Here is a 22,515-nt window from a genome sequence, read left to right as displayed (position 1 = left end):
GGTTCGACGGTTGCGCCACATAAGGTGATGTGTGGGCGGCCGGGCGGGCCGGCACGCATCAGGCATCGGGAGCACGCATGGGCACGGAAGACCAGTACACCGGGCACGTCGACGCTGGAGGCACCTCGGCGGTACGTCGTACCTCTGTCCTCGAGATCACCAAAGCGTCCGTCGGGCCGATGGACAACAACGCATACCTGCTGCGCTGCACCGCGACCGGCGACGGGCTCATGATCGACGCGGCCAACGAGCCAGAACGGCTGCTCGATCTCGTGCACGAGCGGCTCGGCAGCGGGATCTTGTCAACAGTCGTCACCACACACCGGCACAAGGACCACACCGAGGGCCTCAGCATGGTGGTGGGGGTAACCGGCGCGATCGCACTCGCACACCCGAAGGACGCGCCGGAGTTGCCGATCCCGTCCGACCCAGTCGAGCACAAGGACACGGTGCGGGTCGGCGACGTCGAGCTCAGCGCGATCCACCTGCGCGGCCATACGCCCGGCAGCGTCGCACTCTATTGGCGTGACCCCGAGGGCGAGGGGCACCTGTTCACCGGGGACAGCCTCTTCCCTGGCGGACCCGGTCGCACGTGGTCAGCGGAGGACTTCGAATCGCTGCTGGACGATCTCGAGCACCGGATCTTCGACGTACTCCCAGACGACACCAACGTCTATCCCGGTCACGGTGACGACACCACGCTCGGCGCGGAACGTCCGCATCTCGCCGAATGGCGCGAACGCGGCTGGTAGTCGCTCAGGGCGTCTCGGTGTGCACGTACTTCCCGCCACGCAGCCACGACGCGAACGCCGCGATTAGGCAGGCCGCGATCGCAAACCCGAAGGCAATACCAAGCCCATCCGAAAACGGTCCGGAGATCAAAGCCGGGAAGAAGCCGCGGCTGGTGAGGTACGCCGCGTGACTCGCCGGTATCTGACCGAGCACCGTCGGGCCAAGCAGCGTCTGGATCGGGTTATAGCCCAGCAACGACGCGAAGAGCACCGATACCGGTGGCAGACCGACAACGTTCGCGACGTCGTGCGCCGGCACGCCCTGTGCGAGGAGACCGACAGACAGCGCGTGCGGCAGCGCCTTGGCCAGGCCGGTGATCATGAGCGAGAAGAAGATACCGATCGACAGCACCATCGCGGAGTTCTGAAAGGTGGTGCTCATCCCGGCGCCGACGCCCCGTTGGTTAGGCGGCAGCGAGTTCATGATCGCGGCCCGGTTGGGTGCGGCGAACAAACCCATCCCGATTCCGTTGAGCAGCAGCACGATCGCGAACTCCCAGTAGCTAAAGTTCACCGGAACCAGCGCGAGCCACAAGAAACTGGCCGCGGCCAGCAGCATGCCGCCCGTGGCGAAGGCGCGCGCGCCGTATCGGTCCGATAGCCATCCGGACACCGGCCCCGCGACGAGGAAGCCGACCGTCAGCGGGAGCATATAAATACCGGCCCACAGTGGCGTCGACTCGAAGCTGAACCCGTGCCGAGGCAGCCAAATCCCCTGCAGCCAGATGATGAGAATGAACATCAGCCCGCCGCGGCCTAGTGCGGATAGCAAAGATGCGAGGTTTCCGGCGGTGAACGCGCGTATTTTGAACAACCCGAGTCTGAACATCGGGTCGGCGACCTTCGTCTCCACCACGCAGAAAACTCCCAGGACTACTGCCCCGCCGATCAGCGCCGCCAGCACCCACGGGTTGGTCCAGCCCATCGTGTGCCCGGCGTACGGCTGGATTCCATACGTGATCCCGGACAGGATCGCAATCAGGCCGACCGCGAAGGTCAGGTTGCCCCAAATGTCCAGCCGGGCCGGCTCGCGAATACCGGTGTCGTGCAGCTTCCAGTAAGCCCACAAGGTGCCGAACACACCGAACGGCACCGATACGAGAAAGACCAGGTGCCACTCCACCGGTCCGAGAAGACCGCCGAGGATCAGTCCGATGAAAGAGCCGGCAATGCCCGCGACCTGGTTCAGGCCGAGCGCGAGGCCGCGCTGCTCGACCGGGAACGCATCGGTGATGATCGCGTTGGAGTTGGCCATCAGCATCGCGCCACCGACGCCCTGGAGTATGCGCATAATGATCAGCCACAGTACGGCGCCGGTGCCATGCATCCAGGTAATCGACAACAGCACCGAGAAAACCGTGAACACGGCAAATCCGGCGTTGTACATCCTGACCCGGCCGTACATATCGCCCAGTCGCCCGAAGCTGACGACCAGCACGGCGGTCACGACCATGTAGCCCATGATCAGCCACAGCAAAAGGCTCGTGTTGCCCGGAATCAGCGGATTGATGCCGACGCCGCGGAAGATGTCCGGCAGGGCGATCAGCAGAATCGACGAATTGATGGTCGCAATCAGGACGCCGAGGGTGGTGTTGGTCAGCGCGATCCACTTGTAATGCGGGCTGGCAATCGCTTCGGCCGCCCGGCCGCGGCGGCGTTCGCCGCGATCCCTTGGTGGCCTCTCGGACATCATGGTCATCGGCAACACCCCCGAAGAAGGAAGTTCGTTATTAGTTGCTTAACGTAACTAACACTACGCCGCGGTCATCGCCAACCGCACTTGCCTGGGGCGTCTAAGGTCGGGTGCCTTCACCACGTGCGAGGCTTAGCAGGTAGTACGAGGTTCACGACGTACAACCTAGGTAAAGGACAGCAGTGACTACACACTCGGACCCCGATGGGTCCTCCGGCAGCGAGTTCGTGGTCGTCGCCAACCGGTTACCGCTTGACCGGGTTATCGACGACAAAGGAAACACAAGCTGGCGGCGTAGCCCCGGCGGCTTGGTGACCGCGCTCGAACCGTTCATGCGAGAGCATAACGGCGCATGGATCGGTTGGTCTGGGGCGGAAGACGACGTACCCGAGCCGTTCGAGAACGATGGCATGCTTCTATATCCGGTCGCGCTATCCGGAACGGACATCACCAACTACTACGAAGGCTTCTCCAACGCGACGCTGTGGCCGGTCTATCACGATTCCGTTGTGCCTGCCGAATATCACCGCGGATGGTGGAACACCTATTACGAGGTGAACCAGCGCTTCGCCGAAGCAGCGGCGAAGCAGGCTGCCAAAGGCGCATTCGTGTGGGTCAACGACTATCAGCTGCAACTCGTCCCTGCAATGCTGCGTCAGCTCCGCCCCGATGTGAAGATCGGCTTCTTCCTACACATCCCGTTCCCGCCCCGGGAGCTGTTCGCGCAGATCCCCTGGCGTAAGGAAATCCTGCGTGGTCTGCTCGGCGCCGACCTGATCGGCTTTCAGTTGCCGGGCGGGGCAGCGAACTTTATTCGGCTTTGCCGCGAACTGCTCGGATTTAAACCGCAGGGTAACTCGGTGACCATTGGCGAGCGGACGGTACATGCCAGCGCCTTTCCCATCTCGATCGACACAGCAACGTTCAGCGCGCTGGCCGACAAGTCGTCGGTCCGCGCTCGGGCCGAAAAGATTCGAGCCGACCTCGGCCGGCCGAACAAAATCTTGCTCGGCGTTGATCGACTGGACTACACCAAAGGCATCGCCAACCGTTTGGAGGCGTTCGAGGAACTTCTCGAGGCGGGCCAACTCAAGGTCCCGGACGTTGTGATGGTCCAAGTCGCCACCCCAAGCCGCGAACGCGTGGAACAATATCGCGTGCTGCGTGAAGACATCGAACGTCGCGTTGGCCGGATCAACGGCAGCTACGCAAACGTCGGCGTACCCGCAGTCCACTACATCCATCGTTCCGTCGACCGCGAGGAGCTGTCCGCGCTGTACCTTGCCGCAGATGTCATGGTCGTCACCCCACTCCGGGACGGCATGAACCTCGTCGCCAAGGAGTACGTCGCCTCCCGAAACCACAATCACGGCGCTCTGGTCCTGTCCGAGTTTGCCGGTGCCGCCCGCGAGTTACGGCAGGCGTACCTAGTCAACCCGTACGACGTAGAAGGAATGAAGCAGAAGTTCATGACCGCACTCACGATGAGCGCAACGGAAAACCAGCGCCGAATGGCTGCGATGCGGCGGCAGGTGCAGCGTAACGACGTCGGCAAATGGGCGGGTAGCTTCCTCGCCGCGATGGGGATCAAGTCCGACGGGTCTCGCTCGTGACCGACTCAATGACTCCGCCCAGCGAGGGAACCGGCGTACCGGATGAAATCCGACGGCTCCTGGTGTCTCTCTCTCGTACGCCGCACCTGCTCGTTGCTTCCGACTACGACGGCACCATGGCGCCTATCGTCAGCGACCCGTCGCAGGCTCGTCCGATCGCCGAGTCGATGACCGCTATCCGCCGGCTTGCTGGACTGCCGCAGACTTCCGCCGCCGTCATCTCCGGACGGTCGCTGCGCGATCTGGCCGTACTCTCGCGGCTGCCTGAAGAGGTTCACCTGGTCGGCAGCCACGGCCTCGAGTTCGACGCCGGGTTCTCCGCCGGGCTCACACCAGAGCAGCGGCGTCTGCTCGCAAATGTCACGAACGGAGCGCGCGAGATCGCCGACCAGATCGACGGTGTACAGGTTGAGGAGAAACCTGCGAGCACCGCCGTACATTTCCGTAACGTCGCCGACATCGACCGTGACCGAGCACAGAGGATGATCGAAGACAAGCTCGTCGGCGTACCTGGACTACAGGTCACGCACGGCAAGGCGGTCGTCGAGTTCGCCGTCATCGAGATGGACAAGGGCTACGCGCTAGACAAGCTACGTCACCAAACTGGCGCGAGCGCCGTTATCTTCCTTGGCGATGACGTCACCGATGAAAAGGGATTTGCCCGGCTGCGCGGCCCCGACGTCGGTATTAAGGTCGGCGCCGGCGAGACGCTTGCCGGCTGTCGCATCGACAGTCCGCACACCGCGGCGCAGGTGCTGGCCATGTTGGTCGGGATGCGCCAGAACTGGCTGTTTGGCAACAAGGCGATACCGATCGAGCGGCATAGCCTGCTCGCCAACGGCCGCGGCCACGCGCTGATGACACCTCGCGCGCGAGTTACCTGGCAGTGCCACCCGCAAGTCGACTCGGCCGCCATCTTCGCCGACGTCGTCGGCGGCGAAAGTGCTGGCCACTTCAGTATCGTGCCCGGCAACAGCGCGGCATTCCTGGGTCAGCGCTACCTCGACGATTCGATGGTGCTCGAAACCCGGTACGCCGGGGTCAGCATCGTGGACTACCTCGCCGGCGACACCGAGCCAGGACGCACCGATCTGGTCCGCGTCATCAACGGCTCAGGCACGGTGCGCATAGAGTTCGCCCCGCGGCCGGAGTTCGGCCAGATCCCGGCGCGTATTCAGCGGCAGCAAGACGGCCTGCGAGTGTTTGGCACCAACGAGGCCATCGTGCTGCGCTCCCCCGGCGTCATCTGGGATCTCGTCGACGACGCCCAGCACACCACCGCCATCGCCGACGTCGCGCTCGGCGATGCGCCGCTCATCCTCGAGCTGCGCTGCGGCACCGACGACCTGACTCGACATGCCACCGACGAGCCCACTCGGCGTGCGTTGACAGCCAAACCATGGCAGGACTTTCTCGATGCACTCACGCTTCCCGAGGTCGCTCGCGGCGCGGTCGCACGCAGCGCGCTAACCCTCAAAGCGCTGTGCAACAACGAAACCGGCGCCATCATCGCCGCCGCAACGACGTCACTGCCGGAGTCGATTGGCGGCGTGCGCAACTGGGACTACCGCTACTGCTGGATCCGGGACGCGTCGATGACGGCCTCAGCGCTCGTGGACCTCGGCTCGATCAGCGAGGCAGAAGCGTTCTTGCACTGGCTTGTCGGCGTACTGCATAACACCGCCGGGCCCGAATGGCTACATCCGCTGTACACCATTCACGGCAACCACCTCACCCCCGAGGCATCGATCGAAGAGCTGTCCGGGTACGCCGGGAGCCGACCGGTGCGTATCGGAAACGCCGCCAACACGCAGCTTCAGCTCGATGTCTTCGGTCCGGTCGCCGTACTCATCCGTCAGGTCGCCGAACACAAGGGAGCGCTGACCGCCGAACAGCTCGAGGTGCTCGGCGACATGGTCCTGGCGGTCGAGCGTCGCTGGCACGAGCCAGACCATGGGATCTGGGAGATCCGCGACGAACCGCGCAACCACGTCTACTCGCGAGTCCAGGGCTGGCTGACCGTCGACTGCGCAATCGCGGTCAACACCCAGCTTGGCGTCGAGGTCCCAGAGGCCTGGGTCAAGCTGCGGGACGAGATTCGTGCCGACGTACTCTCCCGGGGCTACAACGAGGAAGTCGGCTCGTTCACCGCGTCGTACGAGCAGACCGACGTCGATGCCTCAGCCCTGTGGGTCGGGCTCAGCGGCATGCTCGATCCGAGTGACCAACGATTCGTCTCCACCGTCGCCGAGATCGAGCGCCAACTACGTAGCGGCCCTACCGTCTACCGTTACCGGTTCGATGATGGGCTCCCCGGCACCGAGGGCGGTTTCCATATCTGTACGACGTGGCTCATCGAGTCGATGCTGCTCATCGGCCGACTTGGCGATGCACGTGAGCTCTTCGACGCGCTGCTCGACACCGTCGGACCAACAGGCCTGATGGCCGAACAATGGGATCCGGTCAACGAACGGTCATTGGGCAACCATCCACAGGCCTACAGTCACCTCGGCGTGATCCGGTGTGCGCGGTTGTTCGATCAGCTCGGTGGCCGGCACAAGCCGGTGGGCACGCTCGCTTCGGAACTCGTCGGCCGAGTGGACCTATAGCGATAGCTGCGTGATGCCAGTGACGGGACTCCGCTCAGCCGAGCGCCGCGAGCGCCGCCGGAATCCGCGCATCACGCTCGGGCAAGGTCGCCTCAAACTGCGCCATCTCCGGCTCCGTCATCGCGAACCCGACCATCCAGTGGGCATCCACTCGGTAGATCGCGATCTCATCGGCCAAGGCTGACAACGGCTGACCGTAGAGGGTCGACAGGTAGCGATCTATCGCCGCGGCGGCGTCGCCTGCGAGGCGCACGGCCACGCCGTGCGCCCACACGCCGTACCCGTCACGTGGCGTGTAGCCGACACTGATCGCTGGCCGTCGCATCAGATGGCCCGCCTTCACCGCGCTGCCGGCCGTTGAGAAGTACCAGTGCCCATGCAAGAAGTGCCCGTCCACGGCCGACAGGCGCGGCTCACCCCTGTTTGTGACAGTTGCAACATTGAGCACGACCACACCCCGAAGCTCAGCGCAGAGCCGTTCGGCCGACAGCTGTCGCTGCGGCTCGACGATGTCGGTCAAATGCCGTCGCCCTCCTGCCGCGCTGCGATCGAGCAGTAGTTGCAGTGTTTCGAGTTCCTCGGCTGATTCGTTCATGCGATCACCGTCCCACGTCACTACGACAAAGCCGCCGTCCGCAAGCGGCCTATGCGGCGTTGGTGTCCTTCGCCGACTTGCGCAGGCTGAGAATCGTTGTGACGACCAGAACGCCGATAATGACGACCAGCGACACCTCGATGCCGACGTGCGGCGCCCAACCGACGCCGACTGCGCTCATGGCCTCAAAGATCAACTTGACCCCGATGAAACCGAGGATCACTGCCAGCCCGATCGAAAGGTACACGAGCCGGTCGAGGAGGCCACCGATCAGGAAGAAGAGCTGCCGCAGGCCCATCAAGGCGAACGCGTTAGCGGTAAACACGATGTACGGCTCGTCGGTCAGGCCGAAAATCGCCGGAATCGAATCCAGCGCAAACAGTAGATCCGTCGTGCCGATCGCGATCATCACAATGAACATCGGCGTCACAAAACGCTTGCCGTGCAGCCGAACAAAGCTCTTCGCGCCGTGGTAGTCGTCGGTGACCGGCATGGCCTTTCGAGTCCATTTGATCAGTTTGTTCTCTTTGAACTCTTCGTCGTCATCATTCTTTTGGAACGCGAGCTTCCACGCGGTATAGATCAGGAAAGCCCCAAAGATGAAGAAGACCCACTGGAATCGCGCGATCACAGCGGCCCCGGCGACGATGAACCCGGTACGCAGCACCAGTGCGATGAGGATCCCGATCAGCAGCACCTTGTGCTGGTGGATCTTCGGTACGGCGAAGGTCGACATGATCAGCACGAACACAAACAGGTTGTCGACACTCAGCGAGTACTCGGTGATGTAGCCCGCGAAGAATTCTTTACTGTGTGTGCCATCGACGAGCAGCCACATGCCGAGACCGAAAAGCACCGCGAGCGTGACATAGAAAACGACCCACTTAGCCGCCTCGGAGGTCTTGACCTCATGCGGATTGTGGTCCACGACAAAGAGATCGACGGCCATCAGCCCGAGCACGGCGCCAATCGTGATGAGCCACACCCACCAGGGAAAGAACGGTTCGTGGGTGGCGGGATTGGTCTCGGCCAGTACGGCGGATGTTGTGCTAAAGGTGTCAGCGAGGGTCATGAGTATCTTTCGGTAGTCGCAAACCGCCGACCGCGGGGGTCGATCGTGCACAGCGAAACAAACCGAAGGTCTCTTCCGCTCCTACCGTCTCACTCGACGAGCGAAGCCACCGGATCCGGACCCGCGCGTGGCGAGTCGTGCTGACGAATCCGATGCGAAAGGAATACTCCCCTTCAACAGGCCCGTGTGCGAGCCCGCGCGATCAGTCTACGTGACTAGTGTCGTGGGTGTCTGCCAAGGAGGACTCGTGTCGAAGCTGCTCATCGTCCATCACACCGTCTCGCCGGCAACGTCCGAGATACTTGACGCCGCGAAGTCAGCATTCGACCTTGAAGAGTTGTCGGACGTTGAGGTCATCGCGCGGCCCGCGCTTGTCGCTTCGGCCATAGATACCCTCGAGGCCGACGGAGTCGTGCTGCTCACACCGGTGAACATCGGCTACCTGTCTGGCGCGATGAAGCACTACTTCGACCAGATCTACTACCCGTGCCTCGACGCCACGAAGAAGCTCCCGTTCGCGGCCGTGCTGCATTCCAACCTCGATGCGTCCGGAGCACTGCGTGCGCTCGACGCGATCACCACCGGAATGGAATGGACCCAGGTCGCCGAACCACTGTTGGTGACCGGCGCCATCGACGCTGGCGTCCGCGAACAGATCACCGAGCTCGCGGGCACAGTCGGCGCGTACGCCGCCGGCCTGATCGACTGACCGTCGAGGTTAGATGCCGGCGCGGTCCATCGCCTTCAGTTCCCGCTTGAGCTCGCCGATTTCGTCGCGAAGCCGAGCCGCCAGCTCAAACTGCAGTTCACGGGCCGCCGCAAGCATCTGCTCGGACAGCTTCGCGATCAGGTCCGCCAGGTCATTGCGCGGCATCGACGACACATCCGCCGGGATGACGCCCGCGCTGTCCCCCTGCTTGACGCGCTCGGTCGACTTCCCGCGCGACTGCGACCGCCCGCTACCGCCGACCGACAGTTCCTCTTCGGCCTCACGGTAGATGTCGTCGAGGATGTCAACGATCTTTTTGCGCAACGGCTGCGGATCGAGACCCCTCTCCTCGTTGTAGGCGATCTGCTTCTCGCGGCGCCGATCGGTCTCCTCGATCGCCTGCCGCATCGAAGGCGTGACAACGTCGGCGTACATGTGCACCTCGCCGGAAACGTTGCGGGCGGCTCGACCGATCGTTTGGATCAACGACGTACCCGACCTCAGGAAGCCTTCCTTGTCGGCGTCCAAAATCGATACCAGTGACACCTCGGGTAGGTCGAGGCCCTCACGCAGCAGATTGATGCCGACGAGTACGTCGTAATCGCCCTTGCGCAGCTCACGCAAAAGCTCGACCCGGCGCAACGTGTCGACCTCGGAATGCAGGTAGCGCACCCGGATGCCGAGTTCCAACAGATAGTCGGTCAGATCCTCGGCCATCTTCTTGGTGAGGGTCGTGACGAGCACCCGCTCGTCACGGTCGGCGCGCGTCCGAATCTCGTGCACCAGGTCATCGATCTGGCCCTTGGTCGACTTGACCACGACCTTGGGGTCGACGAGTCCGGTGGGGCGGATGACTTGCTCGACATACTCCCCACCCGACAGGCCCATCTCGTACTTGCCCGGAGTCGCCGAGAGATAGACCGTCTGCCCGACCCGGTCTTTGAACTCCTCAAACTTCAGCGGCCGGTTGTCCATCGCGCTGGGCAATCGGAACCCGTGCTCGACGAGCGTGCGTTTGCGCGACATGTCCCCCTCGTACATAGCGCCGATCTGCGGGATGGTTGCGTGCGACTCGTCGAGCACCAGCAGGAAGTCCTCCGGGAAGTAGTCAAGCAGGCAGGACGGCGCCGAGCCGGCCTCCCGCCCATCGAGGTGTCTCGAATAGTTCTCGATCCCAGAACAAAACCCGACCTGACGCATCATCTCGATGTCGTACGACGTACGCATCCGCAGCCGCTGCGCCTCGAGCAGCTTGTTTTGCTTCTCCAGCACCGCGAGCTGCGTCTCAAGCTCCGACTCGATCCCGCGGATCGCACGTTCGAGCGCCTCGGACCCGGCCGCGTAGTGCGTCGCCGGGAAGACGAACATCTCCTTGACCTCGCGCACGATCTCACCAGTCAGCGGATGCAGGAAATAGAGTCGCTCGACCTCGTCGCCGAACATCTCGATCCGCAGCGCCAATTCCTCGTACGCCGGGATGATCTCGATCGTGTCGCCACGCACGCGGAAGGTGCCGCGGGTGAAGGCGATGTCGTTGCGGGCGTATTGCATGTCGACGAGCCGGCGCAGCAGCATGTCACGGTCGTACTCCTCCCCGACCTTGAGCCGGACGCTGCTGTCGATGTATTCCTGCGGCGTACCGAGGCCATAGATGCAAGACACGGTCGCGACGACGACAACATCGCGCCTCGTCAGCAGACTGCGGGTCGCCGAGTGTCGAAGCCGCTCGACCTCCTCGTTGACCGACGAGTCCTTCTCGATGTAGGTATCGGTTTGCGGGACGTAGGCCTCGGGTTGGTAGTAGTCGTAGTAGGAGACGAAGTATTCGACCGCGTTGTGGGGCAGCAGCTCTCGAAACTCGTTGGCCAACTGCGCCGCGAGAGTCTTGTTATGGGCCATGACCAGCGTCGGACGCTGCAGCTTCTCGATCAGCCACGCCGTCGTTGCGGACTTGCCGGTGCCGGTCGCACCCAGCAGTACGACGTTTTGCTCGTTGGCACGAATACGTTTTTCGAGGTCGGCGATCGCCGTCGGTTGGTCACCCGACGGGTTGTATTCGCTGATGACTTCGAACTTGCCTTCGGTCGGTATCAATTCAGTCTTTGCGCGCACCGGACCAGCCTACGTCGATGCACCGACAAGATTCGGGCCTGAGAGAATTCGGCGTCAACTACAAAAGAGGTTCCATGGAGATCTGGCCAGGACGGCCGTACCCACTGGGCGCGACGTACGACGGCGCCGGGACGAATTTCAGTCTGTTCAGCGAGGCCGCGGACCGTGTGGACCTGGTCCTGTTCGACGACGCCGGCGCCGCCACGAACATCACGATGCCCGAGGTCGACGGGTTCGTCTGGCACTGCTACCTGCCCGCGATCACCCCAGGGCAACAGTATGGCTACCGCGTGCACGGACCCTACGACCCGCAGACCGGCGTACGGTGCAACCCCGCGAAGTTGCTCCTCGACCCCTACGCCAAGGCGATACACGGACAGCTCGAATGGAATCAGTCGCTCTTCGGGTACGCCGAAGATCCCGACCTGCCCAACGAAGCGGACTCGGCGCCGCACACGATGCGCTCGGTGGTCGTCAGTCCTTACTTCGACTGGGGCAACGACCGTCTGCCCGAGACGCCCTACCACTCGACACTCATCTACGAGGCACATGTCAAAGGACTGACCGCGACACACCCGGAGATCCCGTCGGAGATCCGCGGGACGTACGCAGCGGTGGCGCACCCCGCGATCATCCGGCATCTGAAGAAGCTCGGCGTCACCGCGCTTGAGCTTATGCCGGTGCACCAGTTCATCCAGGACGAGCGCCTGGTGGCCGACGGGCTGAGCAACTATTGGGGCTACAACACGATCGGATTCTTCGCTCCGCACAACAGTTACTCGTCCATGGGCGAGCTGGGCGGCCAGGTGCAGGAGTTCAGATCGATGGTCAAGGCGCTGCATCGCGAAGGTATCGAGGTCATCCTCGACGTGGTCTACAACCACACCGCCGAAGGCAACCAGGGCGGTCCCACGCTGAGCTTCCGCGGGATCGACAACGCGGCGTACTACCGGCTCGACGACGAGGACCGGCGGATCTACACCGACTACACGGGCACCGGTAACTCCTTCAACGCGCGTCAACCGCACGCACTGCAGCTGATCATGGACTCCCTGCGCTACTGGGTGACGGAGATGCACGTCGACGGGTTCCGTTTCGACCTCGCCTCAACGCTGGCCCGCGAGCTCCACGACGTCGACCGGCTGTCAGCGTTCTTCGACCTAGTCCAGCAGGATCCTGTCGTGAGCCAGGTCAAACTGATCGCCGAACCGTGGGACCTCGGTGACGGCGGCTACCAGGTCGGCAATTTCCCTGGCCTATGGACCGAATGGAACGGTAAGTACCGCGACACTGTCCGCGACTTCTGGCGAGGCGAGTCCGCGACGCTCGGCGAGTTCGCCGCCCGGCTCACTGGCTCCGCGGATCTTTACGCACACAACGGACGGCGGCCCGCGGCCAGCATCAACTTCGTCACCGCGCATGACGGCTTCACCTTGGCCGATCTGGTGTCGTACAACGAAAAGCACAACGTCGCCAACGGCGAGGACAACCGTGACGGCGAGAGCCACAACAGGTCGTGGAACGGCGGCGTCGAGGGTGCGACCGACGACCCCGCCGTGCTCGCACTTCGACTCCGACGGCGGCGGGCGTTCATCGCTACTTTGCTGCTGTCGCAGGGAGTTCCAATGCTGTCGCACGGAGATGAGCTTGGCCGGACACAACACGGCAACAACAATGCCTACTGCCAGGACGGCCCGCTTAGCTGGATCGACTGGGCACACGTGGATGACGAGATGGTCGACTTCGTAGCCAACGTGTCACAGCTGCGGGAGGAGCATCCGGTCTTTCGTCGGCGGCGCTTCTTCGACGGCAAACCGGTGCCCGGGGACAAGGGCAAGGAAGGTCGCGACATCGCATGGCTGACACCCCGTGGCGAAGAAATGACGGCCGGCGACTGGGACAGCGCTTTCGGCAAGGCAATCATGGTCTTCGTCAACGGGCACGGCATCCCGGACACCAACCGCCGCGGCAAGCCGGTCCTCGACGACTCGTTCCTACTCTGTTTCAACGGGCATGACGACGACCTGGAGTTCACGCTCCCCGACGATGAATACGAGGCGGCATGGCACACCGTGGTCAACACCGCGACCGGGCAGGCGACCACCGCGGGCGACCTCACTTTGGCCGGTACGTCGATCGTCGTACCAAGCCTGTCGATGATTGTCCTACAGGAGGCGCACCTAGCCGGCTGACCCGCTAGTTGGGCGGCATGAGCTGCTTCTTGAGCGTCGGGATGTCGAGATCGGTCTTCGGGTACTGCGGGTCGATGTCTCGAAGTGTCTCAAGCAATAACCGCGACACCGCCCAGTTGCGGTACCACTTCCGGTCAGCTGGGATCGAATACCAGGGCGCGGCGTCAGTCGAGCATTTTGTGAGCGCTTCGAGGTAGGCGACCTGGTAGTCGGCCCAATAGCCACGCTCCTTGACGTCGCCCTCGTTGAACTTCCAGTGCTTGGTCGGATCGTCGAGGCGGGCAAGAAGTCGTTCACGCTGCTCGTCGTACGACACGTTGAGGAAGCATTTGACGACGATAGTGTCGTCGTCCACTAGCTCCTGTTCAAAGTCGTTGATCTGGTCATACCGCTGGGACCACTCGTCGGCGGCCACAAGATCGTGCACCCGGACGATGAGCACATCCTCGTAGTGCGAGCGGTCGAAGATCCCGATCTTCCCCGCGATCGGTAGGACCTTGCGTACCCGCCAGAGAAAGTCGTGCTCGAGCTCTTCTTTGGTCGGCGACTTGAAGGAGTGTTGCTGGAGTCCGTTGGGATTGACCAGGCCCATCACGTGCTCGATGACACCGCCCTTCCCGGATGTGTCCATGCCCTGGAGTACGACAAGGATCTTCTTGTTGCCGCCGACCGCTGCCATGGCAAAGAACCGTTCTTGGAGTTCGGTGAGCTCCGGACCCCGGCCCTGCATGCGCTCGACCGTTTCGTGCTTGTTGCCGGGCGCATACGGCGTCGCGCGCGAATGGACTTGTTGCAGGTGCTCACGCACGGCCTCAGCGTCACCGTCAGTGGGCACCCGTAGTGCCGCACTGAGCGAGAAGTTGTCCTTGACCTTTTTCTTACCCATGGTGGGAGCGTAGCGGGCACGACCCCGTTAACCTGCAAAAGACAAACTATGAGATGGAGTCGGGATGGCGGAGAACGGACCAATCGTGGTCGTCGGCGCGACCGGGTTTCTCGGGTCGCGCCTGGTCCGGCTGCTCGCCGATCGAGAAGAACACGTCGTCGGAGTCGGGCGCGACACCGAAAGACTCGCGGCCTTGGGCGACGATATTCGCACCTATCAAGTCGATATGGCCGACCCGCACCAGGCGGCGATGACCGTCGACACGATCGTCACCGACGTCGGGCCGCCGCGAGCGGTCATCGCGGCACTAGGTGGCTGGTATGTCGAGGATGAAACCGTCGACGTCACGATCGAACGCTGGGAAGGCACGCTGCGCGCGAACCTGACGACACATTTCGTCAGCGCCAAGTCATTCGCGCCTGCGCTCGGAGGAGCGGACCCGGCGTACATCGCGCTCAACGGCATCGCCTCGCACTACCCCTGTGTGGGTTCCGTTGCGGTGTCCGCGGCCGGCGCGGCGCAACGGATGCTCATCGACGTACTCGCCGCGGAAACAATCGGTCGCGCCGTCCGGTTCCACGAGCTGGTGATCAACACGCCCGTGCTCGAGCCTGGCGACGTGCACGACAAGGACGAGGCGACCCATACAACGCACCAAGTTTGTGACACCGTGATGCAGATGGTCAACAGCCCGGCGATGCGAGAAACACGGCGCGTAGAGCTGAATTGATGGCGGCGCGTCGATCCGTTCGCCCATGATCGCGACAGCGGCACTGCAAACCCGGCGCGGCGCGCTTTGAGACAAAGTGACACGCCCTCAGGAAAGATGGAACCCGTGACCGATCCACTCAAGCCCCAGAAGCCGCTACCGGTGCTAGCTACCGGCGACCTTTCGTTTGCAGCCGGCGACGACGGTCGACTCACGATCGCGCCAACCGTTGTGTCGAAGGTCGCCGCGATCGCCGCCCGCGAGGTCAGCGGAGTGCACTCGCTTGGTCTTGGATCCGCCCGCGCAGTGACCGCCGTTCGCGACCGGATCCCTGGTGCGCAGCCGACCCCGCCGTCAGGAGTAAGCGTCGAGGTCGGGCAGACGCAAGCGGCCATCGACATCGATCTCATCGTCGAGTACGGCGCGCCCATCACCGACATCGCCCGGCAGGTACGCCGCCAGGTCATTTCTGCGGTCGAGCAGTTCACCGGCCTCGAAGTCGTCGAGGTCAATATCACGGTCGACGACATCAACCTTCCGTCAGGCGCCCACGATATCGAAGGACCCCGGTTGCAGTGATCGACGCACGCGCGCTCGCCGCGGCCGTCCGCACGCAGCCCGGAGTCGCCACGCTCCATCCGGGCCCCCTCGGCACGGCGTCGACATTCACCGCAGCCGGCCGGGTCTGGGGTATCCGGATCAGCCCGGACGCGATCGACGTCCATGTCGTCGTACGCCCAGGCTTCTCCCTCGTCGCGCTCGCGCAGGCCTTGACCGCAATCGTGGGTAGCGCAGTCGATGACCCGGCGTACACCGGAGAGATTCGCGTGCACGTCGAGGACCTCCTCGTGGATGAAAAAGTAACCACGCTTGCCGCCTTGTCCTTCGAACCACACCTACCTGCCGACGCGCCGCCGAGCGCGCCGCCCGCATCATTACCCAGGAGGAAGCAGTGACTTCAGCACAGATTGGTCTTCTCGCCGGCATGGGCATCGGCCTCGCGGCCATCATCGGCGGTTTCCCCGGCTTCCTACTCGTCGTAGCGCTCGGCGCTATCGGGCTTATCCTCGGCCGCGTGCTCGACGGTGAGCTAGACGTCGGCTCCATACTGCGGACAAAAGGCCGCGACCGCTCATGACTTCGCAGTCCCCGGGTGATGTTGGGCCGACGGTAGTTGATCCCGGCACCCGCGGCCTCACCCGGATCGCTCCCAATGTCGTTGAACGTGTCGCCGCCTTTGCGTGTCGTGACGCGGACGGCGTGTTGTCTGCGCGGTCGGCGCCGAGTGCGTCGAAGATGCCACCGATTCGCGCGCGAGCAGACGTCATGGGTTCCCACGTGCATCTCTCGGTGCGGGTGCCTGTCGTTTACCCCCGCCGGATCATCGAGGTGTCGGCTTCTGTGCGCGCCGAGATCAGTCGTGCTGTGCAGCATCTCTGCGGGCTCCACGTGGACGGTGTCGACGTAGAGGCGGTACCGGTCAACCAGACACGAGTCACCAGAGTCCAATGACAACGGCAAACCGGGTTATCAATCGACTGCTCTCGGCGCTGCTCGGGCTGGTGCTGCTGGTCGCCGGCCTTGCCGGTGTCATCGAGGTCCTCGTGTCACTCTTCGGCGGCGCGCACTTCGTCGTGCCCACCGACAAGTGGCTTGCCACGCTGCGATCGACACCATGGAACGCCGAGTCCGTCGTACTTGTCTCGACGATCGTCGTCGTGGTCGGCATTGTTCTGATCATCTCCGGAGTCGCGGCGCGCGCGCGAATTATCGGTCTGCGCAAGCCCAAAGACACGGTCGAAGTCGTTGCATCCGCACGTGCAGTGGCTCAGATCCTGCGCCGTCAGGCCGAGTCTGTGTCCGGCGTGGCGTCGGCGAGCTCCGAGGTCTCAGCGCGCGGCGCGCGGGTGGTGGCCGACGTCCCGATGGCCGATCCGCAGCGGATCGAAGTCATGCTCAGTCAGGTCCTGTCAGAGACGATGCGCAAGATCCCGTGGACGAGCGCACCGACGCTGCGGGTCGAGGTCTCGTCCGGCCAGCCGAAGGATGCGCGCGGTCCGAGTCGCGTCGCCGTCGGCGGACGACCTGCCGAGGAGCGTGATCATGACACCGCGCGTTGACCGCATCAACCGGGTTTTCCTCATCCTGATCGGCATCGTCCTCGTTGTCATCGGGGTGCTTGCGCTGCTACAGAGTGGTTCGGTATTCGGATCCGCACGGGCGAAAAGCCCGGTCGTGAGCGATCCCACCGCACACTGGTACGGCGCCAACGGGACGTGGTTCTGGCCGACGGCCGGCGCAGTAATGCTCGTGATTGCGGGACTGTGCGTCTGGTGGGTATCGGCTCAGATCCGCACGCAGGGATCGACTCGGATCGAGTTGGACCGTGGCCATGACGGCACCGTGACCGCATCCGCTGCGGCGCTGGCCGACTGCGTCGAGGCCGACACAATCGCACAGCCCGGCATCGCGCGGGCGCGCGCCAAGCTCAGTAGCGTTGGTGAGATAACCCGTCTGCACTTGACCCTGTGGGTCGAATCGCCTTACGACATCGCGGACGCGGTCGCGCGCGTGACAAATACGGTTCTCCCGCACCTGTCGTATGCCTTCGACGGTCCAACTCCGCGACCGCTGCGCACGACAATCCACGTCGAGGCCGCGGAGGCGCCCGCTGCCCGGCTACGCTAGACGTGCGCTTAGCAGTTCGCCCAAATACCAAGGAGTTCCCATGACCGACCGCACGCCCTCCGCGGCCGCCGCACAGCCAGCGGTGGACCTGTCACTTGAAGATGCGGGGGCGCTTGCGCCGCTCGTCACTCCCCAGGACGCGGCCACCCGCATCGCGGACGGCGCTTTCCACATCGACGTACGCTCGGAAACCGGCCGTGCCACCGCGGGCACGATTCCCGGCGCCACGGCGGTGGATCGAAACGAGCTCGATGCCCTGTTTGACCAGGCGTCCGCGCAGAAGCTGCCGGCTGCAAAGGGTCTGGACACCCCTATCGTCGTATCGTGCGGTTCGGTTCGCGGCTCGGGGCCGGTCGCCGCCGTCCTCCGCGACAAGGGATACACGGACGTCGTCCATGTGGAGGGCGGCTTCGACGGCTGGAAGCAAGCCGGCCTGCCGACCGATCCGCCGGGCGGCAGCATCAACCAGAAAGCCGGCCAGCCCTCCTGACAGAAGTCCGCGCCCGTGATGGACTATGCGGGTGGACCTATCTGTCGAATTTCCGCTCACACCCATCCTGGCGAAGGCCGCCCGCACGCTACCTGAGGGCGACGGCTGGCTCTACGAACCCAAATGGGACGGCTTCAGGTGCATCATCTTCCGTGACGGCGATGAGGTCGAGCTGTGCAGCCGCGGCGGCAAGCCCCTGACTCGCTACTTCCCGGAGATCGTCGAAGAGGTTCGGTCTCAGTTGCCGCAACGGTGCGTGATCGACGGCGAGTTGGTGATCCAGTCCGGTGACCGGCTCGAGTTCGAGATGTTGCAGGCACGGATCCACCCTGCGGCGTCCAGAGTCGCCCTGCTTCAGGAGCAGACACCTGCGTCGTACGTCGCGTTCGACATGATCGTCGACGGTGACGAAGACCTGACCGACCAACCGCTGTCCGTCCGTCGTACCCATCTTGCGACCGCTCTTGACCGGATCCGCCCCCCGTTCTACGCGACTCCGTCCACCGCCGACGCGGCGGTAGCGAACAGTTGGTTCGACGTCTTCGAGGGCGCCGGTCTCGACGGCGTCATCGCCAAACCACTCGATTCTTCCTATCAGCCAGGCAAACGGGTATTCATCAAACTCAAACACCAACGCACCGCGGACTGCGTGCTGGTCGGATTCCGGTGGCACAAGAGTGGTCCGATCGTGGGATCGCTGTTGCTCGGTCTGTACGACGACCACGGGTCGCTGCAGTTCGTCGGTGCGGCGGCGGCGTTCACGATGAAGCGCCGTGCCGAACTGGTCGACGAGCTCGCCCCGTATCGCGAGAACGCGCTGATCGACCATCCGTGGAGTGACTGGCAGTCGCCCCAGGAGAACGACCCGGAGCGGATGCCTGGGGCGGTCAGCCGGTGGAACTCGGCCAAAGACCTCAGCTGGCAACCATTGCGCCCCGAACGCGTCGTCGAGGTGCAGTACGACCAGTTGGAAGGTTTCCGGTTCAGGCACGTCGCCAAGTTCGTCAGGTGGCGTGACGACCGCGAGGCCAGCTCGTGCAGGTTCGACCAGCTCGATACACCGGTCAGCTACGACTTGGCCGACGTGCTGTCCGCAGACACATCATCCTGATCACGATTGGCCTAGAAGTTCCGGAGATCCGCCAGTGCGCCGTTCGTCGTTGATGCTGGGCACGCTCATCGGCGTGCTGCTGGTCACGGCCGGATGCACCTCTACCGTCACCGGACTGGCGACGCCGGCAATGTCAAATCCGGCTTCGGCGTACGTCGACCCGCTCGCGCCGCTACCCACACCGCCGACTCCCAACATCACCTGGGACGACTGCACAAACTTGATCAAACCGCAGCTGTCCGGCCAGCCCAACTCGGACCGCGATATCACCTACGGCTGCGGCCGGCTCGACGTACCGGTCGACTATGCCCACCCCGACGCGAAGACGTTGTCGCTGTTCCTCGTGAAGGCACACCTGGCCGGTCAGTCCAACCGCATCGGTTCGCTCGTGGTCAACCCCGGAGGTCCAGGCGGCTCGGGCGCAGACCTCGCAATCGGTTTATCGCTGTCACTGCCCATGGGCATTCTGCAACGTTTCGACGTCGTCGGATTCGATCCGCGAGGCGTCGGCAACAGTGCCCCGCTGGTCTGCCTCGACAGGGCGCAGAAGGATGCCGAGGCAGCGAGCCCGCCTCGCCCCAACACGCCAGCAGAAATCACCAATTTCACCAACCACGCACATCAGTTCGCATCCGACTGTCTGAGCAAGTACCCGAACCTCGAACATCTCAATACGGTTGAGACAGCCCGCGACCTGGATCTGATCCGCAACGCGTTGGGCGATGACAAGCTCAGCTACCTCGGGTACTCCTACGGCACCGAGCTGGGCGCGGTGTACGCGACATTGTTCCCCAACCGGGTGCGCGCTTTTGTCCTCGACGGCGCGGTCGACCCGACGCTCAACGACGTCGAGTCCGATCACCAACAGGCCGGCGGATTCGAGAACGCCTACAACCGGTTCCTACAGCACTGCATCGCCCAGGGCTCGGCGTGCCCGCTCGATTCTGACCCGGCCGCCGAGGTCACCGCGCTACTTCAGCAGACCGCGGCCGCCCCGATCGCGAGTCCGGATCCCAAGGAGACGCGCAAAGCGACCGATGGGATCGTCACGACCGCCATTATCTCGGCGATGTACGACGAGACGAGTTGGGACGAGCTCAGTAAGGCGATCGCATCCGCAAAGGCTGGCGACCCGACCGGAGTATTCACGCTGGCCGACTCGTACAACGGGCGTTACACCGACTCCAGTGGCACAGTCCACTTCAGCAACCTGCTCGATGCCAACGCGGCCATCGACTGCAACGACTCGACGCAAGTCGTTAGCCTCGACCAGGTCGAGTCCTACTCGAATGCCTGGGCCGAGCAGTACCCGATGTTCGGCGGATCCTTCGCCTGGAGTCTTTACACCTGTACGCCGTGGCCGACGCGTCGCCATCCGCTGCCCACCATCACCGCGCCGACGGCCGCGCCGAGCCTTGTCATCGGTACGACAAACGACCCGGCGACGCCCTACGCCGGTGCCATCAACTTGACCAAGGCGCTAGGGACGGCTCGATTGCTGACCTGGGACGGCGACGGGCATACGGCGTACCCCAAGACCAGCTGTGTCAGCAACGCCGTCGACGACTACCTCATTTCGCTGTCGCTGCCACCGAACGGACTGGTGTGCCCCGCCTGAGAAGCGCGGCACTCTCGGACCGGGTGTCGGCACTTTGCCGGTTTATGGGATCAGCACAAACTTGCCACTGGGGTGGGCCTGTTGGAGCTCCGCGTGCGCCTGAGCCGCATTCGCCAGCGGAAACGTCTTGGCGACCTTCACGGTGATCCCCTTCGAAGCCGCGAGCTCGGCCAACTTTAGTCTCGACGCACGCCGGATCTCACCGCTCTTCGGGCTGGCGCCGCCGATAGCCGGGAACCCCTCTTTGCCCGCTCGCTCAAACGCGGAGATCGTCACCAGCCGCTTACGGTCGGCGAGGAGCTCGAGCGAGACATCAACGGCTTCGTCCGTACCGACGGTATCTATCGCCGCATCGATCTCGTCGGGCGCCACCGAACGCACTCTGTCGATTAGGCCCTCGCCGTAAGTGATTGGGATCGCGCCGAGTTCGCGCAGGGCATCGTGGTTGGCCTCGCGGGCGGTCGCAATCACCGTGGCACCGCGAATCTTGGATAGCTGAATGACGAGCAGTCCCACGCCGCCGGCGCCCCCATGCACCAAGACCGTCTCGCCTTCGCCGAGGCCGACCGTCTCCAGCGCTTCGTCCGCCGTACCGGACACCGCCGGCCAACCTGCCGCGGACTCCCAGTCGAAGTGCGCGATTTTCGGGATCACCGAATCACCCGGTACGACGACCCGCTCGGTGTACGCACCCGGCACCGCCGACAGGATTACCTCATCGCCGACATTCACCGCCCCCGCGGGGCCAACGGCGCCCTGACCGACGGCCGTGACTACGCCCGACGCTTCGCCGCCTAGGCGTAGCGGCAAGGTTGACTCATCCGTGCCAAACTCGCCGCTGTAGACCTTATAGTCGAACGGGTTGACCCCGATCGCGCGCAGCTCCACGAGTACTTCTCCCGCCCCGGGGGTCGGGTCCGGTTCGTCGATGACCCGAAGTACGGCCGGTCCACCAAATGCCGTTGCTACAACTGTCTTTGTCATGCATCCACCTTTGCATTCGCGGCGCGGCCCGGCAAAGTTGCCTAGGTCGGATTCAGTCGAGAGTGAGCTCCGGCCAGAATGAGTGCGACCCCGCGGACGAAGCGATCGGTCGAGAACTGGCGGCCCAGGTCGTCGTCCAGCGTGTCCTCCCCACTGATGGCACCCAGGTCGGCGGCCTGCCAATGCTGCTGCTCGTTTGTCGTGTAGCCCAAGACGAAGTGCAGCAGTACGGAAGCTGCTGTTTCCGCGTCTTCCGGTACGAGTCCCGCACGGCTCAGCTCATCGGCGAAACTTCGAAACAGCGCCTTGGATCCAAGCTTGAACGCGAAGGCGGTCGCGACCAGCTCGGCGCCGTCCTTATGCGCCAATAGCTCGGTGCGCAGACTCAGCGACAGGTCGGTGATCCGCTCTTGCCAGGTTGCGCCTTCGACGGCGGCGACGTGATCAAGAATGTGATCTGCGAGTCCCGCCAGCAACTCCTGCTTGCTGTTGAAGTGCCAATAGAGCGCGCTCTGTTGAACGCCGAATTCGGCCGCGATTCGCCGCATGGCCAGCGCGGGAAGGCCACCGCTGTCTAACAGCGATAACGCTCCACCCAAAATGTCCGCGCGCGTAATGGTCCCCGCCATATCCCGTTCTCTCA

22 protein-coding genes are annotated in these 22,515 nt (G+C 63.7%); 15 read left to right on the top strand and 7 right to left on the bottom strand.

What is annotated here, in order from left to right; translation table 11 throughout:
• Positions 1-77: 77 nt before the first annotated feature.
• The gene (locus CLV47_RS04845; protein WP_106347941.1) at positions 78-752 is read left to right on the top strand and encodes an MBL fold metallo-hydrolase; all 675 of its coding nucleotides are present in this window, start codon (positions 78-80) and stop codon (positions 750-752) included.
• A gap of 4 nt (positions 753-756) precedes the next feature.
• Here CLV47_RS04845 and CLV47_RS04840 read toward each other — a convergent pair whose 3' ends face one another.
• Positions 757-2,490 carry an MFS transporter gene (locus CLV47_RS04840; RefSeq protein WP_238145233.1) on the bottom strand — a complete coding sequence of 578 codons (1,734 nt, stop codon included), beginning with the start codon at positions 2,488-2,490 and terminating at the stop codon, positions 757-759.
• 176 nt (positions 2,491-2,666) lie between these two features.
• Between CLV47_RS04840 and CLV47_RS04835 the strand changes: the two genes are divergently transcribed.
• Positions 2,667-4,097: an alpha,alpha-trehalose-phosphate synthase (UDP-forming) gene (locus tag CLV47_RS04835; RefSeq protein WP_106347840.1), complete on the top strand. Its 1,431-nt coding sequence runs from the start codon at positions 2,667-2,669 to the stop codon at positions 4,095-4,097.
• Positions 4,094-6,706 (top strand): trehalose-phosphatase, encoded by a 2,613-nt coding sequence (gene otsB / locus CLV47_RS04830; RefSeq protein ID WP_238145232.1) that lies wholly within the window; start codon positions 4,094-4,096, stop codon positions 6,704-6,706. Before CLV47_RS04835 ends, otsB begins: the two co-directional genes overlap by 4 nt.
• Positions 6,707-6,740: 34 nt before the next feature.
• Here otsB and CLV47_RS04825 read toward each other — a convergent pair whose 3' ends face one another.
• Together CLV47_RS04825 and CLV47_RS04820 are read right to left on the bottom strand one after the other, a co-directional pair.
• On the bottom strand, positions 6,741-7,301 hold the full coding sequence (locus CLV47_RS04825) for a pyridoxamine 5'-phosphate oxidase family protein (protein ID WP_106347839.1): 561 nt from the start codon (positions 7,299-7,301) through the stop codon (positions 6,741-6,743).
• Positions 7,302-7,350: 49 nt separating this feature from the next.
• The gene (locus CLV47_RS04820; RefSeq protein WP_106347838.1) at positions 7,351-8,373 is read right to left on the bottom strand and encodes a TerC family protein; all 1,023 of its coding nucleotides are present in this window, start codon (positions 8,371-8,373) and stop codon (positions 7,351-7,353) included.
• Positions 8,374-8,620: 247 nt separating this feature from the next.
• Here CLV47_RS04820 and CLV47_RS04815 point away from each other — a divergent pair, with 247 nt between their 5' ends.
• On the top strand, positions 8,621-9,082 hold the full coding sequence (locus CLV47_RS04815; protein ID WP_106347837.1) for a flavodoxin family protein: 462 nt from the start codon (positions 8,621-8,623) through the stop codon (positions 9,080-9,082).
• 9 nt (positions 9,083-9,091) lie between these two features.
• Here the strand turns inward: CLV47_RS04815 and uvrB are convergent, their stop codons facing one another.
• On the bottom strand, positions 9,092-11,194 hold the full coding sequence (gene uvrB / locus CLV47_RS04810) for an excinuclease ABC subunit UvrB (protein WP_106347836.1): 2,103 nt from the start codon (positions 11,192-11,194) through the stop codon (positions 9,092-9,094).
• A gap of 74 nt (positions 11,195-11,268) precedes the next feature.
• On the opposite strand from uvrB, the gene glgX reads away from it, so the two are divergent.
• Positions 11,269-13,386 carry a glycogen debranching protein GlgX gene (gene glgX / locus CLV47_RS04805; protein WP_106347835.1) on the top strand — a complete coding sequence of 706 codons (2,118 nt, stop codon included), beginning with the start codon at positions 11,269-11,271 and terminating at the stop codon, positions 13,384-13,386.
• A gap of 4 nt (positions 13,387-13,390) precedes the next feature.
• Here the strand turns inward: glgX and CLV47_RS04800 are convergent, their stop codons facing one another.
• Complete coding sequence (locus tag CLV47_RS04800) at positions 13,391-14,272, bottom strand: PPK2 family polyphosphate kinase (protein ID WP_106347834.1); 882 nt, start codon at positions 14,270-14,272, stop codon at positions 13,391-13,393.
• 64 nt (positions 14,273-14,336) lie between these two features.
• Between CLV47_RS04800 and CLV47_RS04795 the strand changes: the two genes are divergently transcribed.
• From CLV47_RS04795 to CLV47_RS04750, 10 genes are all read left to right on the top strand, one after another.
• Positions 14,337-15,002, top strand: coding sequence for an SDR family NAD(P)-dependent oxidoreductase (locus tag CLV47_RS04795; RefSeq protein ID WP_106347833.1), 666 nt, complete (start codon positions 14,337-14,339; stop codon positions 15,000-15,002).
• A 105-nt stretch (positions 15,003-15,107) separates the two neighbouring features.
• Complete coding sequence (locus tag CLV47_RS04790; protein WP_238145231.1) at positions 15,108-15,560, top strand: Asp23/Gls24 family envelope stress response protein; 453 nt, start codon at positions 15,108-15,110, stop codon at positions 15,558-15,560.
• Positions 15,557-15,937: an Asp23/Gls24 family envelope stress response protein gene (locus CLV47_RS04785; RefSeq protein WP_106347831.1), complete on the top strand. Its 381-nt coding sequence runs from the start codon at positions 15,557-15,559 to the stop codon at positions 15,935-15,937. Before CLV47_RS04790 ends, CLV47_RS04785 begins: the two co-directional genes overlap by 4 nt.
• Positions 15,934-16,119, top strand: coding sequence for a hypothetical protein (locus tag CLV47_RS04780; RefSeq protein WP_106347830.1), 186 nt, complete (start codon positions 15,934-15,936; stop codon positions 16,117-16,119). Before CLV47_RS04785 ends, CLV47_RS04780 begins: the two co-directional genes overlap by 4 nt.
• The gene (locus CLV47_RS04775; protein ID WP_106347829.1) at positions 16,116-16,493 is read left to right on the top strand and encodes an Asp23/Gls24 family envelope stress response protein; all 378 of its coding nucleotides are present in this window, start codon (positions 16,116-16,118) and stop codon (positions 16,491-16,493) included. The genes CLV47_RS04780 and CLV47_RS04775 overlap by 4 nt, the downstream gene beginning before the upstream one ends.
• Positions 16,490-17,101 (top strand): DUF6286 domain-containing protein, encoded by a 612-nt coding sequence (locus CLV47_RS04770; RefSeq protein ID WP_106347828.1) that lies wholly within the window; start codon positions 16,490-16,492, stop codon positions 17,099-17,101. The genes CLV47_RS04775 and CLV47_RS04770 overlap by 4 nt, the downstream gene beginning before the upstream one ends.
• Positions 17,085-17,669, top strand: a complete 585-nt coding sequence (locus CLV47_RS04765) for an Asp23/Gls24 family envelope stress response protein (protein ID WP_106347827.1) — start codon at positions 17,085-17,087, stop codon at positions 17,667-17,669. Before CLV47_RS04770 ends, CLV47_RS04765 begins: the two co-directional genes overlap by 17 nt.
• 40 nt (positions 17,670-17,709) lie before the next feature.
• Positions 17,710-18,159: a rhodanese-like domain-containing protein gene (locus tag CLV47_RS04760; protein ID WP_106347826.1), complete on the top strand. Its 450-nt coding sequence runs from the start codon at positions 17,710-17,712 to the stop codon at positions 18,157-18,159.
• 31 nt (positions 18,160-18,190) lie between these two features.
• Positions 18,191-19,270 (top strand): ATP-dependent DNA ligase, encoded by a 1,080-nt coding sequence (locus tag CLV47_RS04755; protein WP_202862383.1) that lies wholly within the window; start codon positions 18,191-18,193, stop codon positions 19,268-19,270.
• 34 nt (positions 19,271-19,304) lie between these two features.
• Positions 19,305-20,888 (top strand): alpha/beta hydrolase, encoded by a 1,584-nt coding sequence (locus CLV47_RS04750; RefSeq protein ID WP_238145230.1) that lies wholly within the window; start codon positions 19,305-19,307, stop codon positions 20,886-20,888.
• A gap of 42 nt (positions 20,889-20,930) precedes the next feature.
• Here CLV47_RS04750 and CLV47_RS04745 read toward each other — a convergent pair whose 3' ends face one another.
• Both CLV47_RS04745 and CLV47_RS04740 read right to left on the bottom strand, forming a co-directional pair.
• Positions 20,931-21,872: an NADP-dependent oxidoreductase gene (locus tag CLV47_RS04745; protein WP_106347823.1), complete on the bottom strand. Its 942-nt coding sequence runs from the start codon at positions 21,870-21,872 to the stop codon at positions 20,931-20,933.
• Between the two features lie 41 nt (positions 21,873-21,913).
• Positions 21,914-22,501 (bottom strand): TetR family transcriptional regulator, encoded by a 588-nt coding sequence (locus CLV47_RS04740; RefSeq protein WP_106347822.1) that lies wholly within the window; start codon positions 22,499-22,501, stop codon positions 21,914-21,916.
• Between the last annotated feature and the right edge of the window lie 14 nt (positions 22,502-22,515).

It is taken from the genome of Antricoccus suffuscus (genome assembly GCF_003003235.1).
Classification (GTDB): domain Bacteria; phylum Actinomycetota; class Actinomycetes; order Mycobacteriales; family Antricoccaceae; genus Antricoccus; species Antricoccus suffuscus.
Note: the sequence above shows the minus strand (reverse complement) of the source record. Positions and strands in the feature narration are given on the sequence as shown.

Excerpts from the sequence above, each read along its gene's own strand:
- glgX (WP_106347835.1), top strand. The coding sequence starts at position 11,269 with ATGGAGATCTGGCCAGGACGGCCGTACCCACTGGGCGCGACGTACGAC.
- CLV47_RS04770 (WP_106347828.1), top strand. The coding sequence starts at position 16,490 with ATGACAACGGCAAACCGGGTTATCAATCGACTGCTCTCGGCGCTGCTC.
- CLV47_RS04820 (WP_106347838.1), bottom strand. The coding sequence starts at position 8,373 with ATGACCCTCGCTGACACCTTTAGCACAACATCCGCCGTACTGGCCGAG.
- CLV47_RS04845 (WP_106347941.1), top strand. The coding sequence starts at position 78 with ATGGGCACGGAAGACCAGTACACCGGGCACGTCGACGCTGGAGGCACC.
- CLV47_RS04775 (WP_106347829.1), top strand. The coding sequence starts at position 16,116 with ATGACTTCGCAGTCCCCGGGTGATGTTGGGCCGACGGTAGTTGATCCC.
- CLV47_RS04795 (WP_106347833.1), top strand. The coding sequence starts at position 14,337 with ATGGCGGAGAACGGACCAATCGTGGTCGTCGGCGCGACCGGGTTTCTC.
- CLV47_RS04740 (WP_106347822.1), bottom strand. The coding sequence starts at position 22,501 with ATGGCGGGGACCATTACGCGCGCGGACATTTTGGGTGGAGCGTTATCG.
- CLV47_RS04840 (WP_238145233.1), bottom strand. The coding sequence starts at position 2,490 with ATGACCATGATGTCCGAGAGGCCACCAAGGGATCGCGGCGAACGCCGC.
- CLV47_RS04760 (WP_106347826.1), top strand. The coding sequence starts at position 17,710 with ATGACCGACCGCACGCCCTCCGCGGCCGCCGCACAGCCAGCGGTGGAC.
- CLV47_RS04800 (WP_106347834.1), bottom strand. The coding sequence starts at position 14,272 with ATGGGTAAGAAAAAGGTCAAGGACAACTTCTCGCTCAGTGCGGCACTA.
- CLV47_RS04745 (WP_106347823.1), bottom strand. The coding sequence starts at position 21,872 with ATGACAAAGACAGTTGTAGCAACGGCATTTGGTGGACCGGCCGTACTT.
- CLV47_RS04765 (WP_106347827.1), top strand. The coding sequence starts at position 17,085 with ATGACACCGCGCGTTGACCGCATCAACCGGGTTTTCCTCATCCTGATC.
- CLV47_RS04825 (WP_106347839.1), bottom strand. The coding sequence starts at position 7,301 with ATGAACGAATCAGCCGAGGAACTCGAAACACTGCAACTACTGCTCGAT.